The 14,390-nt window shown below is 45.0% G+C and carries 13 protein-coding genes and 1 pseudogene; 6 read left to right on the top strand and 8 right to left on the bottom strand.

Annotated elements, in window-relative coordinates; all coding sequences use genetic code 11:
• Positions 1-18 precede the first annotated feature (18 nt).
• On the top strand, positions 19-285 hold the full coding sequence (locus N4J56_RS29905; protein ID WP_317109870.1) for a hypothetical protein: 267 nt from the start codon (positions 19-21) through the stop codon (positions 283-285).
• Here N4J56_RS29905 and N4J56_RS29900 read toward each other — a convergent pair.
• A complete protein-coding gene (locus tag N4J56_RS29900; protein WP_317109868.1) occupies positions 263-850 on the bottom strand; it encodes a rhomboid family intramembrane serine protease in 588 nt (195 codons plus the stop codon). The genes N4J56_RS29905 and N4J56_RS29900 overlap by 23 nt on opposite strands.
• 137 nt (positions 851-987) lie before the next feature.
• Complete coding sequence (locus N4J56_RS29895) at positions 988-1,950, bottom strand: lysylphosphatidylglycerol synthase domain-containing protein (RefSeq protein ID WP_317109866.1); 963 nt, start codon at positions 1,948-1,950, stop codon at positions 988-990.
• A gap of 365 nt (positions 1,951-2,315) precedes the next feature.
• Between N4J56_RS29895 and N4J56_RS29890 the strand changes: the two genes are divergently transcribed.
• Complete coding sequence (locus N4J56_RS29890) at positions 2,316-2,558, top strand: RNA recognition motif domain-containing protein (protein WP_015156936.1); 243 nt, start codon at positions 2,316-2,318, stop codon at positions 2,556-2,558.
• Positions 2,559-2,751: 193 nt separating this feature from the next.
• Here N4J56_RS29890 and N4J56_RS29885 read toward each other — a convergent pair whose 3' ends face one another.
• Positions 2,752-3,024 carry a GlsB/YeaQ/YmgE family stress response membrane protein gene (locus N4J56_RS29885; RefSeq protein WP_106546210.1) on the bottom strand — a complete coding sequence of 91 codons (273 nt, stop codon included), beginning with the start codon at positions 3,022-3,024 and terminating at the stop codon, positions 2,752-2,754.
• A gap of 162 nt (positions 3,025-3,186) precedes the next feature.
• On the opposite strand from N4J56_RS29885, the gene N4J56_RS29880 reads away from it, so the two are divergent.
• From N4J56_RS29880 to N4J56_RS29865, 4 genes are all read left to right on the top strand, one after another.
• Positions 3,187-4,065, top strand: a complete 879-nt coding sequence (locus N4J56_RS29880) for a M28 family peptidase (RefSeq protein ID WP_410500636.1) — start codon at positions 3,187-3,189, stop codon at positions 4,063-4,065.
• 155 nt (positions 4,066-4,220) lie between these two features.
• Positions 4,221-8,114, top strand: a complete 3,894-nt coding sequence (locus N4J56_RS29875; protein ID WP_317109862.1) for a hydantoinase B/oxoprolinase family protein — start codon at positions 4,221-4,223, stop codon at positions 8,112-8,114.
• Between the two features lie 188 nt (positions 8,115-8,302).
• Positions 8,303-8,518, top strand: a complete 216-nt coding sequence (locus N4J56_RS29870; protein ID WP_039713144.1) for a DUF2945 domain-containing protein — start codon at positions 8,303-8,305, stop codon at positions 8,516-8,518.
• Positions 8,519-8,527: 9 nt separating this feature from the next.
• Positions 8,528-8,860, top strand: coding sequence for a DUF3140 domain-containing protein (locus N4J56_RS29865; RefSeq protein ID WP_317109859.1), 333 nt, complete (start codon positions 8,528-8,530; stop codon positions 8,858-8,860).
• Positions 8,861-8,948: 88 nt separating this feature from the next.
• Here the strand turns inward: N4J56_RS29865 and N4J56_RS29860 are convergent, their stop codons facing one another.
• From N4J56_RS29860 to N4J56_RS29840, 5 genes and pseudogenes are all read right to left on the bottom strand, one after another.
• Positions 8,949-9,431, bottom strand: coding sequence for a hypothetical protein (locus N4J56_RS29860; RefSeq protein ID WP_317109857.1), 483 nt, complete (start codon positions 9,429-9,431; stop codon positions 8,949-8,951).
• A gap of 360 nt (positions 9,432-9,791) precedes the next feature.
• Positions 9,792-10,637 (bottom strand): alpha/beta fold hydrolase, encoded by an 846-nt coding sequence (locus tag N4J56_RS29855; RefSeq protein WP_317109855.1) that lies wholly within the window; start codon positions 10,635-10,637, stop codon positions 9,792-9,794.
• 195 nt (positions 10,638-10,832) lie between these two features.
• Positions 10,833-11,990, bottom strand: a complete 1,158-nt coding sequence (locus tag N4J56_RS29850) for an FAD-dependent oxidoreductase (protein WP_317109854.1) — start codon at positions 11,988-11,990, stop codon at positions 10,833-10,835.
• A gap of 127 nt (positions 11,991-12,117) precedes the next feature.
• Complete coding sequence (psbQ, locus tag N4J56_RS29845) at positions 12,118-12,573, bottom strand: photosystem II protein PsbQ (protein ID WP_317109853.1); 456 nt, start codon at positions 12,571-12,573, stop codon at positions 12,118-12,120.
• Between the two features lie 70 nt (positions 12,574-12,643).
• Positions 12,644-13,842: pseudogene (locus tag N4J56_RS29840) on the bottom strand (RNA-guided endonuclease InsQ/TnpB family protein).
• Positions 13,843-14,390 lie beyond the last annotated feature (548 nt).

Raw genomic sequence — 14,390 nt, 5'->3', positions numbered from 1 at the left:
TAGTAGCTAAATCGTAAGGTGGGCAATGCCCGCCCTACTTCATCAACAAATGCTACCAATGCAGGATTTAGTTCTTTAGAAGCTATTCCACACATATTTTCTGCTACTCGTTACGAAGGTTTTAATGACGGCATATTGTGGGAACAACCTACAAAGGATAAAGAATTAATCGAGCCACAGGAAAATAGTATTAAAGCTTGGGAAAATGGAGAAGCTTACGCTTTTTTCTATAGAGTGGGCGCACGGCTGTGCGCCCCTACAACTAATACCTCTTTTTTGGTTTAGCTAATAAACGAGCCGCGATCGCACCGCCAATAAATCCAAATAAATGCCCTTGCCAAGAAATACCGTATTGTATTGGTAAAACTCCCCAAATCATCCCGCCGTAGAGAAAGCCTACAATCAGAGAAAATAAGATCGCGGCGAAACTACGCTCGAAATAGCCGCGTAGAAGTAGAAAACCAAAATAACCGAAAATAATTCCACTTGCACCAACATGAATTGAATAAGGCGAACCAGTCAACCATACACCCAATCCGCTGACGAACATGGTAATGATGCTGACGACAAAAAAATCGCTGGTTTCCCGTAACATCACTAACCAGCCTAAAGTGAGAAAGGGAATTGTATTTGCAATTAAATGTCCCAATCCACCGTGTAAAAAAGGGGCTAAGAAAATGCCCCGCAAGCCGATAAAACTGTGGGGACGAATACCAAAAGCGTCTAATCTACCTCTAAAAAAGAAGATATCTACAAATTCGGTAATCCACATGAGGGCGGCGAGTCCACCCAAAACGAAAATTTGGGTTTGAATTTCGCGCGCGATCGCTCCAGATTCTTGTTTACTCATAGTTCATAGTTACGAAGTTGGTAGCAGCCTACCCCACACTCAAAACTTCTTAGCTCAAGCATAATTTGCACTGACTCAGACAGCAAATACAACAATATCTGTGGCTGTGCTTGTATTTTAAAATGAGTTCAGAAAGTTTAGGTACGATTGCGCGGAGAAAACTCTGTTTTCTCGAATCGCTGCCGCAGTTCATAAATTCCCAGCAGTACGATCGCCACAATCAAAGGTAAAAAGTAGTAAATGCCTCGATATGCTAATAATGCCCCAAATAGTTCGGCTGATGGAATTTGCGCTGATAGCGACAGCAAGAGTACCGTTTCAAACACGCCTAATCCACCAGGGACATTGCTAATAACTCCTGCCAACTGTCCTAAGATGTAGATCCCGAAAAAGCTTGGATACGATAGGGGAGCGTTAGCTAATAGCAAAACGTAAAGAACGCCGCCTGCAATTGCCCAGTCGAGGATCGCGATCGCTGTTTGAAAGAGTGAAAGCTTACCAGGAAGGCGCGGAATTCCCCACTTGCCGAGTTTCATCGGCTTGTGGCTCCAAGTATTCCACAATAAATATCCTGCAACTAAAAATAAAAATATCGTACCAAGCGGAAATAAAGAGTTTGAGGGAATGCGGAGTAAAGAGGGGACAGATACAGGTTCGCCGATCAACACCAAGCCAGCTACCGCAAAAAAACCCAACCAAAAGCTAACGTGACAGAAAGTAATCACTTTCGCAATTTCTAGAGTCGATAGCCCCCAAGCCGAATAAAATCGGTAGCGGATCGCGCTGCCAGTTAAGAGTTCTAATCCGGCAGTATTAGTAATTGCTTGACTAATAATCGCCGTCAGTGCCACTTTCCGAAAAGGTATGGAACGGCGAATATATCGCATTGCTAAAGCATCATACCCCGTCAGCATCAAGTAGTTCAGCGCAGTGCAAATCAGTGCAAGGACTATGTAACTTTTGGGAATTCCTGCCAAGCTGCGAAAAATATCTCGATAGTCAAACTCTCGCAATTGAGTTGCGATCGCCCACAATGATACTCCAAATAAGAGTAAACCTAAAATCGGAGAGCCAAACTGAGATAAGCGTTTGAGGTTCATTTAGCAATCTTAATAAATTTTACGAAAAAGCTAAATTTGTATTATCTTCCCGTAATACGTTGCCAGAAGTCATGAATCTAACGTAGTAGATGTGCTGTCAATTATTAATTTTGAGTTAATTGTTATTAAATATACAAAAAAAATAAATACTACTGACTCGCAAGCGGTAACAATCAAAACTGTCACAGCAACAATAGGTAGAAGTCACAAATTAGACATCACCTCCCGTGCCAATTTTTCTTAGCTTCCTCAAAAGGGTTTTGGAGGATCTCCGAGCGAAGCCGATCGGTCGAGCCAAATTTTTGATGAAATTTTGGGAATACTAGAGTCCAGGCATTGCCATGAATCGATAGAGGAGTGTTTTTATGACCCTGTTCGTTAATAACTTACCGCACCAAGTAGCACAAACAGATATTTTAGACCTCTTTGGCAATTATGGTTCTATCAAACATATTTTTTATCCGACTCACTGGAGTACGGGTGAAGGGTTAGGATTTGCCTTCGTCCAAATGACTGCAAAACCTCAAGAAGAAATCGCAAAATTTCAGCTTCACGGTGCTGAGTGGATGGGTAATGCTTTACAAATTCGAGAAGTGAGTTCGGATTAAGTTTGACTGACAATCTGACATAACTCTTATTTGAAGATCGCTTCTAGAGCAAGAGGTTATAGAGAAATTTTTGCTTGCTTGAATTCAGAGCTATTGATCGAATATTCAATCACAAAAAATCGGGATAGTTTATCTAATTTTCTATCCCGATTTATTCTATATATTATACTTTAACTACGCTTTTACTAAAAACTTATACAGCGCTGCGACGGTTGATTGCATTCCAAATAAATATAGCAATAATTGCACCAAGAACTGCTAAAGCTATACCAGGAATACTAAAAGTTGTGGCTGCCAACTGTAAGGTTCCCGTACTGAGGAAAGTTCCCAAAGTACCACCTATAAACGCACCAATAATACCTAGTAAGAGCGTACCTAAGATACCGCCACCTTGACGACCGGGATAGATAGCTTTGGCGATCGCACCAGCAATTAAACCTAATACTATCCAAGCTAGAATATTCACTGCTCAAACTCCTTTGAATAATTTATTTCAATACTTTATATAGTATTAATATATACTGAAAAATCGATCTATCGCACGGAAGAAATTTGAGAATCGCGAGATATATTCGGTTTGTACGACAATGAAGGTGAAAACTATTTAAGTAAAAAATTAAACCAGACTGTGGATCTCAAACAACGCTTGCAGAATCATTTAACGGAAATAGTCCGCGATCGCGATCCTTTCCTATCAACAGCAGGACATTTCTTCGTCCGCCAATATATTCATGCAGAACTCAGTCAATGGGGCAAGGTAGACATTCATGAATTTCAAATTAGAGGACAAACTTTTCAAAACTTAATTCTCAATCTTCCTTGCTTGCAACAAAGCAGTAAGAGAAAATCTCCACCAATTTTAATTGGCGCGCATTACGACACCATTCCCGGTACGCCTGGGGCAGATGATAATGCTACAGGTGTATCGGTGTTACTAGAATTAGCAAGATCTTTTGCTAACCAACCAGCTAAATATCCCATTCAACTCGTAGCATTTGATTTAGAAGAATACGGATTTACCGGAAAAGACGGTATCGCTGTAGGTTCGGGTGCGTCTGCATATGCCGATTTATTACGCCAGCAGCGACAACCGCTACGTTTGATGATTTCCCTTGAAATGTTGGGTTATAGCGATGCTACACCTGGATCGCAACGATACCCAAGTCCATTAGAACGTTTTTACCCTAATCGCGGCGATTTCATTGCTTTAATCGGTAATTTATCGATCGTTCCTGACTTAATTCATCTCAGCCGAAATATACGCCAAGTAGGAGTTCCTAGCGAGTGGTTGCCAGTTCCCAACCGAGGTAGGATTGTTCCCCAAACGCGATTAAGCGATCACGCGCCCTTTTGGGATCGAGGATATCGAGCGATGATGGTTACAGATACAGCAATGTTACGCAACCCTCACTATCACAAACCGAGCGATCGCATTGAAACCTTAAATTTAGATTTTCTCACGGGTGTTTGTCAGGGATTAATTCAAGGTATTCGTCAGTTAAGATAACCCGATGAATCATAGAGTCATAGCGGCAAGAAACAGCTTAGGGATGATTATGAGAACAAGCCAGGACTACATCCCAGCGTAAAGGCGATCGCGCCATGCAGCTGTACCCTAGCTGCTGCTAACTTACAAATAGCCCTTGCATTGAGGAATGAGTGATGACGGTAGCCGATCGCGCGATAGGACGTTGGCAGTTTTGGATCGATCGCGGTGGTACGTTTACCGATATCGTGGCGCAGCATCCTGACGGACGAACGATCGTTCACAAACTACTGTCGGAAAATCCAGAACGCTATACCGATGCAGCAATCCAAGGTATACGGGAAATACTGGGCGTTCCTGCCGATGCACCCCTACCAGCAGCACAAATTGGCGTGGTGAAGATGGGAACTACTGTCGCGACAAATGCACTGTTAGAACGTAAAGGCGATCGCACTGTCTTAGTTGTGACAAAAGGCTTTCGAGATGCCTTACGCATCGGCTATCAAAATCGCCCCAACATCTTCGCACGGCAAATCGTTTTACCAGAAATGCTGTACGAACGAGTCGTTGAAGTAGAAGAACGCTACAGCGCCCAAGGCGAAGAACTCATTTCTGTTAATCCAGCCTACACTTTAGAATTGCAAGCAGCTTACGATGTCGGAATTCGTTCCTGTGCGATCGTCTTCATGCACGGCTACCGCTATCCTCAACACGAACAACAAGTTGCAGCCGTAGCCCGAAAAATCGGTTTCACTCAGATTTCAGTCTCCCACGAAGTCAGTCCCTTGATGAAACTCGTTAGTCGAGGCGACACCACCGTAGTTGATGCCTATTTATCTCCCATTTTGCGTAGGTACGTGGATCGGGTGGCGAGTCAGTTGGAAGGGAGCAGGGAGCGCTTAGCAGGGAGCAGCGAAAAGAGAGCTAGGGAAGCAACTCAAAATTCAAAATTCAAAATTCAAAATTCAAAATTTATTCCGAATTCCGAATTTCCCGACCCTCCCAAATTAATGTTCATGCAATCCAATGGTGGGTTAGCAGATGCCCAAAGGTTTCAGGGGAAAGATAGCATTCTCTCGGGACCTGCGGGAGGGATTGTCGGGGCAGTACAGACAAGTTTGATGGCGGGGTTCGATAAGATTATCAGCTTCGATATGGGTGGAACTTCTACAGATGTTGCCCACTACGCAGGCGAATACGAACGGGCGTTAGAAACAGAAGTGGCAGGAGTGCGACTGCGAACGCCGATGATGGCAATACATACGGTGGCGGCGGGTGGCGGTTCGATCGCTCAATTTGACGGGGCGCGCTATCGTGTGGGACCCGAATCAGCCGGGGCAAACCCAGGACCGGCTTGTTATCGTCAAGGAGGACCGCTGACGGTAACGGACTGCAACATCATGGTAGGCAAGTTGCAGCCAGACTTGTTTCCCAAGGTATTTGGATCGCGTGGAGATTTGCCCTTAGATGCAGAAGTCGTGCAACGCAAGTTTAGCCAACTAGCGGCAGAAATTGGGGATGGGCGATCGCCCGAACGAGTCGCAACGGGATTTTTAGCGATCGCTGTGGAAAAAATGGCGAATGCGATTAAGAAGATCTCTCTTCAGCGCGGTTATGACGTGTCGGAATACACTCTCTGCTGTTTTGGCGGCGCAGGCGGACAACATGCTTGTTTAATTGCCGATGCTTTAGGAATGCAGCAGATTTTTATCCATCCCTATGCTGGGGTGCTGTCGGCTTACGGTATGGGTTTAGCAGACGAACGGGCGTTGCGAGAACGTGCCGTGGAGAGGGTTTTAGATGTAGGTTTGGTGGCTGAATTAGAGGAAATTTTAACTCAGTTGGAGTTAGAAGCAAAAGCAGAACTAGACCTTACAGATGGAGATAACCGCCTTACCGATAGGATTGAGGTGATGCGGCGAGTACATTTGCGCTACGAGGGGACAGATTCGCCTTTGGTAGTCCGATATGAAGATATAGCAGAAATGCGACAGCAGTTTGAGGTAGCGCACCGTCAACTGTACGGGTTTATTGCTGCGGATCGACGATTAATTGTCGAGGCTGTAGCTGTGGAGGCGATCTTAAAAACAGAGGTGGCTACAGAACCAATTGTGACCCGGCGCACCGACGCACCTCCCGTACCAGTGAAGACAGTACAAATGTATACAGCCGATGCGTGGCACGACACACCTGTATACAGAAGAGAAGACTTACAACCAGGAGATTGTATTTTCAGTCCTGCGATCGTCGCGGAAGCCACGGGGACGAATATCGTCGAACCTGGTTGGCAAGCCGAAGTGACACGGAGAAATCATTTGGTGTTGAGAAAGCGGGAGTCGGGAGTCGCAGGGGCGGGTTTAGCAGATAAATTGTCAGCCTCAACCGGAAATCTTGGTTCAAAACCCGCCCTTACAGGGGAGTCGGGAGTCGGGAAGCAGGACAAAGGAGATTTAATTCCGAATTCCGTATTCCGTATTCCGAATTCTCCCGATCCGGTTATGTTGGAAATTTTCAATAATTTATTTCGGGCAATCGCAGAACAGATGGGTATAACGTTACAAAATACAAGTTCTTCGGTCAATATCAAAGAAAGGTTGGATTTTTCCTGCGCAATTTTCGATTCTCGCGGACAGTTGGTGGCAAACGCGCCTCACATTCCGGTTCATTTAGGTTCTATGAGTGAAAGCGTGACGGCGTTGATTGCCCAGAAAGGAAATAGCTTGCAACCTGGCGATGTTTACGTATCGAATAATCCTTACAATGGCGGAACTCACCTGCCCGATATTACTGTAATTACTCCCGTCTGGGCGGGTTTGGAAGCAAGATTTCCGGTAGAGACTGACAATTTATTGGCTAAACCCGCCCCTACACCCATTTTCTACGTTGCTTCCAGGGGACACCATGCCGATATTGGCGGGATTACTCCTGGTTCGATGCCACCCAACAGCACAACTGTGGAACAGGAAGGGGTATTAATTGATAATTTTCTGCTGGTATCCCAAGGAGAGTTTCGCGAACCGGAGTTAGTGCAACTCCTGTGTGACGGGTTGTATCCCGTCCGCAACCCGATGCAAAATTTTGCCGATCTCAAAGCTCAAATTGCGGCAAACGAACGCGGCGTGCAAGAACTCCACAAAATGGTAGAACACTACAGCTTGGAAACAGTCCAAGCCTACATGGGTTTTGTCCAAGATAATGCTGCCGAGTCGGTGCGAAAAGTTATAGAAGGACTCAGCAGTGGAGAGTTCGCTTACCAACTCGACAATGGCAGTGTCATTCAAGTTGCGATCGCAATCGATAAATCTACCCGTAGCGCTCGAATCGATTTTACTGGCACTTCTCCCCAACTAGAAACCAATTTTAATGCTCCGGCTGCGGTGTGCCAAGCTGCGGTGTTGTATGTCTTCCGCACTTTGGTAGATGATGATATTCCGCTGAATGCTGGCTGTCTGGAACCGTTGGAAACGATCGTTCCTGAAGGTTGTATGTTGAATCCTCGCTATCCGGCGGCGGTGGTAGCGGGAAATGTCGAGACTTCTCAAGCGATTACCGATGCTTTATATGGTGCTTTGGGTGTGATGGCAGCAGCGCAAAGTACGATGAATAATTTTACTTTTGGTAGCGATCGCCATCAATATTATGAGACGATCTGCGGCGGTTCGGGTGCGGGTGCAGATTTTAACGGCACGGATGCGGTGCATACTCACATGACAAATTCTCGCCTTACCGATCCTGAAGTCTTAGAATGGCGATTTCCAGTCTTGTTAGACAGTTTTAGCATTCGTCCCCACAGTGGCGGTGAAGGCTTGCATCGCGGTGGTAATGGTGTCATTCGCCGCCTTCAGTTTCGCGAACCAATGACAGCTGCCATTCTCTCTGGACGTAGGGTTGTACCTCCCTTTGGTTTGCATGGTGGTAAGCCTGGGAAAGTGGGGAGAAATTACATTCAACGCCTAGATGGTACGGTGGAGGAACTAGGTAGTACGGCGATCGCGCAGATGCAGCCTGGAGATATTTTTGTCATTGAAACCCCAGGTGGTGGTGGCTTTGGTGCTTCTAAGAGTCTTTAAGCAAGCTCAAAAATCCATTGAATACACTTACCACGCTCTCTAAATCTCAACCACTGACAAAAGTAATATTTAGAGTCAAATTCACATAATTCGTAATCTGTAAATAGATTGATGGCTACTTGCTTAATCGTCAAGATAATTAAACATTAATAGGTAAAGAAAATTTAAGTAGGCACAATCTTTTACTCATGTCTGAAGAATTTAAGCAAGGCGATAAAGTTGAGTGGAAAACCTCTCAAGGTAAAACTACTGGTGAAGTAGAAAAGAAACTCACTTCTCCTACAGAAATTAAAGGACACCACGTTGCTGCATCCAAAGATAATCCTGAGTATTTGGTCAAAAGTGAAAAGTCTGGAAAAGAAGCAGCTCACAAGCCAGATGCTTTAGAAAAAGTAGAGGAGTAATATTGAGTTATGAGTCAAGATGTCAAATCTGCGATTGCAGAGTTTCATCAAGTCGTCAATATGACTCCTAAAGAGCTTGAATCTTGGTTGGAAACTGAGGAGTCACAAGCAGTAGGACAAAAAAAGGACGACGACGAGTCAACCGGACATAAATCTGGACGACGAATTATCGAACTTTTACAAAAAAAAGAAGACGAATATACTGATGACGATATTTTTCATATGAAGAAAGTCATCAGTTACGTTCACCGTCATAGCGCCCAAAAGCCATCACACGATATTGAGAATTCGCGCTGGTGTTATTCGCTAAAAAATTGGGGTCACGACCCAATTAAGAAGTAAATTCTTCAGTAGGGTGAGTTAACAATAACGCACCCTATTGTTAATAGATCCAGAAGTGCTATATATAGCTTGACAAATAAAAACTTATTTAAGTATTAGCAGAAAAGAAAGGAATAGTTTCAGCAAGAACATCCTTAACAACAGTTCCTTGTTTGTTTGCCCAATATTGACTTAAAAAGTGAATTTGTCTCAAACCAACAACTAAATTCAACCCAGGGACAAATATCCACCAAACAGTTAGCGGTTCTTTCATTCCTGCTTCTCGATACAGCACATTCACAGTTTTATACAGCCTAAACTGCACGATATAAATCCAAACCACCCCCAGCAGTGAAAACCAGCCGAACCAACCTGGTACGTCAGGATCGTAAATCCGTAACAATTGGGGAACGACAACCCCTAGTACAAAAGGTGCTAAGCACAGCGTCCCAGACCAGCCATAACCGTTGTAGCGGCGTAATTCCTCTTGAATAATCCATTTATACCAGCCGTAGTACAGCATCAGAGTAGCAACGGACAGTAAAATGACACGCCAAAGAGGACGGAGTTTACCTATGAATCGGTCAGACATATTAACGTAGAACTGTTTATTTACATTTCTTCATAATAAATGGAATGATCCTGTCTCGATCGCCCATTCTGAGCCAATTTGTGATGTCTCTTGCGTACTCTTGCTTGTTGCAACAGAAAATATACTGAATGCATCCCTTCAATAGAGATCTGCTAACTCAGTTTTTCCGTAAAATCACGGTTGGTCTCATCGTAGGCTAGCAGTATTACTATCTATCAACAGGACGACCAGCCCCGCTTATTTGCTATCAACTCGGTCGTGCTAGCAACCACTCGCAACACGGATTTCCAGTAAATCCAAGGTTTTGAGTGGTTTTGTCTTAGGGAGTTCGATCGAACAAAGTAAGGTGTTTCCCGCACTCTACGAAGCACGACGCACGAAAGGTAAAAGGTCTTGTAGGATATCTTCGGCAAAATGCTCTTGAGGATAATGCCCGGCTTTTTCAAGTTTGACAATCTCTGCTTGGGGTAGGTTGCTGGCAAATTTCTGGGCGATTTCCACAGGAAGCCAAGGATCGTTTACACCCCAGACAATTAAAAGTGGTTTCTTCCAGTCTTGAAAACCATCAGCGATTTCTGTCATAGACGGGGACATTTTCAGATTGCGTACCGTCGTCATCAGCGATCGCCCTGCTTTTGAACTTTTTAAAAAAGGCTTGCGAAATACGTCTAAATCTGCATCTGAAATCTGGTAACGGCTACCACCTTCTAGAGTACGATCCACCAATAAAGGATCTTGCGTCGCCATGTCTCCCGCAAAAGGTAGTCCCCACTGTTGCATCTGCCAAGGTAATTTAGCAGCCGTAGTCAAGGGAGTATTGAGAATGGCAATATTTTCGACGCGATCGCTATGGCGTAAAGCATACTGCAACCCTACCGAACCCAAAAATCCTTGCACGACCAAACAAAAGCGATCGATCTCCAAAGCTTGAATAAATTCAGTTAATGCCTGAACGAAAGCGTCGGGAGTGTATTTAAAATCCCGCGCTTGGGGTTTTGCTGACGAACCAAAACCAATCAAATCGGGGGCGATCGCCCTAGTTCCCTGACTCCCCAAAGCAGGCATAACGTGTCGCCAACCGTAGCTATGGGAAGGTAGACCGTGTAACAGCACCACTGGTAGCAGATCGCTCATTCCAATGGGGGCAACCTCGCGGTAAAACCATTCTAGGGAACCAACATTAATTTGATGTTCTGCGATGGACACGACACTTTATTGGTAATGGGTAATAGGTAAGTCGTAAGTCGGGAGTGGCTAGTGGCTAGTGGCTGGTGGCTAGTAGTAGATAGGGTGTGGGGTGTGGGGTGTGGGGTGTGTGGTGCGTGAGAAGAAGAATTCAATTCTTTCCTGCTCTCTGCTCGTGCGCTCCCTGCTTGTGCGCTCCCTAATAACTGACAACTCTTAACCAGAAGATAATATCATTTTGCGGATCGCTTGTGCGGTGGCAGGCGCAAGTAAAACACCGTTGCGATAGTGTCCCGTTGCTAAAAGGATATTGCTAAATCCTGACAGGTAGTCGATTATAGGAGCGGAACGACCTTCAGGACGGGGACGCAAACCAGACCAGGTTTTGATAATATTGGCTGTCGCTAAAGCAGGACAAAAAGCGATCGCCTGTTGCATCACTTCCTCTAACAAGGCTGGTGCTGCCTCGATTTCTCGTCCAATGGCAGGAAATTCTACCGTTGCTCCTACCCAATATTCAGTTGCTTGTTGACCCCCAGTTAAGGGAACGATATGCACGTCGTTACCCGTAATGACGGGTTGAAAATCTGTGTTACCCAAAGGGCGATCGAGCTTGAGATGAATAGCTTGACCTAGTACGGGTACGATGTCAAATTCTAGTTGAGGTGAAGTTTCAGTTGGCAGAGATGGTAACGAGCCTAATCCAGCCGATACAACTAGCCAATCAACATTCAAATGCGATCGCTCTCTAGAAATCCCTCCAGAAAATGTTATTTGTCTGATGCGGCGATCGCCTGAACCACTTTCAGCATCGCTGGAAGCCGAACTGAAATTAGATTCCTCTATCTGCGTTCCAAAGAAGAATTTGACACCGTTGCGTTTTGCCCCCTCAACTAGAGCTAAAGTTAAACTCACCGGATCGACTTGCCGATCTTGGGGCGAGTAAATTGCCCAAGTCGAAGAATTGCAGTTAATTTGCGGACAATAAGACTTGACTTTTGCCCCATCCCAAATTTCTAAAGCTAAGCCTTGAGAAGCGCGAGTAGCGACGAGTTTCTCCCAAGAACCGAGTTCTGCTGCCACGCACAACATCAGAATTCCCTGCCGATTAAAAGGGATATGATGCCCTGTCAGTAGCTCTAATTCAGGAATGAGGGTTTCATAGCGTTGGATACTTGCCTGTCGCAACTGCCACGCCCTACCCTTAGTTTTATGGCTGATAACACCCATTAAAACGCCCAAAGCCGCTTTGGTTGCCGCTTGCGCAGGGAATTGGCGATCGAGGACAGCAACTTGTAACCCTGGAACTTGGCTCAGTTCGTAGGCGATCGCTGCCCCCACTACACCGCACCCGATAATTGCTACTTGAGTCATATTTGAGCGGTTAGGAGTAAGGGATAAGAGAAATTTTGGGTTTGAGATTTGGAATTATAGATTGTAATTCCCCCTTGTCTTCCTTGTCTCCCTTGTCCCCGACTCCCGACTCCCGACTCCCGACTCCCTACTCTGCTGCTTGGGGAAGCAACTGAAGAAAGCTGTCGATGTCTGCTATGGCTTCTCTGGCGTTGAGCAAGACTTTTTTCGCATCGCCTTGTTGAGCAGCTTGATCGACTCCTACTAGGTTGTTGAAGAAGTCTCGCGTAATCTGCTTTGCTTTAGATTGATCTTGCGGCAGCAGATTGCGCGTCATGTAGTTCATGGTCAATCGCAGTTCTCCTAAAGGTCCGTGGACGAAATTACCGACATCGATCCAATCTTTTCTTTGTACTAAAGACGGAATTTCTCTGCTGGCGCGATCGCGCAAGCTTTGGATATCGGGAATGTACTGCTGGATCTGCTGAATTTGAGCTGAGCTGTACGTCGGGGGTACTGTGGCAGTGCTGGGACTACTACAGCCGATGAGAAATGTTGCCAAAATTACCAAAATTAGGGATAAGAACGATCGATGGCGCAACATAGAATCAATTGCTTGTAATTGCTACTAATCAGTGTCATTTTAGATCGCTAATGGTAACAATCAATCCTAGCTATGGGAGTAAACTACCCCACGCCTGGATGGCGGGGCTTTCAAGTAGCCCTGAATCATCTCTGGAAAGAGAACAGAAAAGACTCGAACCTCGGTGCGGGTTTACATAAGCCACACCAATAAGAGAAAGCACGTTTGCAGCATTCCAGTCGCTATCGCTATGCCACAAGCAGAATTGATTGACGCACTTAAAAAACTTTTCAGAACGCAACCCAATATGGAAGCACTTATGGCATGTCTGACTGCTCCATGCTGGAGGAACGGCAACTATCTCAATACCAAACTGCAATCCCTTGTATTCAAGAAATTGCCTCAACTGGTAAAAAGCCCAAGAGTTAGAGCGAAATCGCTCAATTTTGTTTCTGGGTTTAGTGTTGGTACGTTCCCTGATTCCCGTCAAGTTTTCAATAGCGACGACAGATTTTGTCGCAATAGCCGACTGGACGATCTGCTTACTGATGTTGTGGTTCAACCACGTCTGAAATCTTCTCTCTCGCCCTTGGAGCCGTTTCAAGAGTCGCCTCGCCCTGCGGCGAGTAGACCTTGTGCCTTTTGTGGATTTTTTTTGGAGAGAAGCACGTACACGAAAGTATTTATCCCGAACTTGTTGTATTTGTTTTCCGTCCCATTTTTCCCCGCTTGAGGTATGAGCTATTTCTCGCCTACCAAAATCGACTCCGATTACTTTATCAGACTTAAGTGACTGAGGCGCTTCGTCTTTAACCGGTATGTGGATGTAATATTGTTCGTCTCGATGCTTGCACAACTGAGCCGAAGTTGGTTTAGCCGAGTGCAGTTTACCTCGTTGGTAGTTACTCGTCACCAGCTTGATATGCTCTCTACCATCTACCAAAGTCAAACTCACACTCCAGTCTTTTTCCCTAAAGTCAAAAATCCTAGCGTCATAATCAACGCTGGTCGGCTTAAAGGATTTAACTGGTTTACCCTTCTGTTTAGCGGTTTTGCGGTTAGCCCCAACCCTAGCGCAAGCTCTGACAGCCAAGTTACACTCAAACCATAAATAGACCGCACCTCTGGATACACCAGATTTTGAATGCTGCTAGCACTGGTTATGGTTGGCTTAACGGTCTGATTAACGTAGTTGCAAGCATCCGCAAACGCCTTCAAGGTTGCCTCAATCTTGACAACCTGTTCAGGGGTGGGGTTAAGCTTGCAAACTATCGTCAATACTTGTTTCATGAGTGCACTAATATCACATATGAGATTCATCGATCGACACAATAATGATGCGCTTCGCGCTTTAATTATTTGGCAAGTTGCTTCCTCCCCAAGTTTAAAAACGCGGGGAGGAAGCAACACGCATTGTCCGGTGAGAGGTAAGAGGTGAGAGGCAGTAAATCCGAGCTGGAGGAACGTTGATTTAGCTGTAGTGCCAGCCCTGCTATGCAGCGCCAAGCATCTGATGTCATCTTTGCTAGTTCTCATATCGGCATCCAGTTGCCATTGGCTCCAGGGTCGTCAATTCCAGTAAGGTGAGGAGCGTGAATTTTGATTTACCGGAAAGATCGACTAGTAAAAAATAATTGGAAATTATGTCAATTAGACTTTTTAAGAAAGTCGTGTTGAGTACAGCAAAAAAGCTTTTTGTGCCGATAACAAAAAAACTGCGATCGCAGCACAACTATTAATTTTGATGCATATAGTAGACTTAATTGGATGTTTTCTATACTTACCATAGAATAGCTTTATAGTAAATATCAGCTTTTTGTACACATACTTTGGTAAAT

Origin of the sequence: Chroococcidiopsis sp. SAG 2025 (genome assembly GCF_032860985.1) — a bacterium.
Classification (GTDB): Bacteria; Cyanobacteriota; Cyanobacteriia; order Cyanobacteriales; family Chroococcidiopsidaceae; genus Chroococcidiopsis.
Note: the sequence above shows the minus strand (reverse complement) of the source record. Positions and strands in the feature narration are given on the sequence as shown.